The 275-nt window shown below is 56.0% G+C and carries 1 protein-coding gene; it reads right to left on the bottom strand.

What is annotated here, in order from left to right:
- Positions 1-275 (bottom strand): glutamate synthase-related protein (locus tag GYB81_RS25410; protein WP_161898012.1); only part of this gene is annotated, 275 nt, incomplete at both ends.

The raw sequence follows: 275 nt of genomic DNA, 5'->3' as shown, positions 1-275 counted from the left end.
TTTTTGTTTTCAAGCAGAAGACGGCATACGAGATCGCGTAGCGTCTCGTGGGCTTCCGGGCTTAACGCGCCGATAGACATCGCGGCGGTATCAAAGCGTTTAAACAGTTCGCTTGCCGGTTCAACATCAGCAATGTTGACCGCGTTTTCACCCGGCGCAATTGCCAGCAGATCGCGCAGCGTGGTTGCCGGACGCTCATTAACCAGCTTCGCGTATTCCTGATAGTCGCTATACTCGCCGCTCTGTACCGCCTGTTGCAGCGTGCGCACCACGTC

The sequence above is a fragment of the Pseudomonas yangonensis genome (assembly GCF_009932725.1).
In the GTDB taxonomy this organism is placed as follows: Bacteria; Pseudomonadota; Gammaproteobacteria; order Pseudomonadales; family Pseudomonadaceae; genus Aquipseudomonas; species Aquipseudomonas yangonensis.
This window is presented reverse-complemented; position numbering and strand designations above follow the sequence as displayed.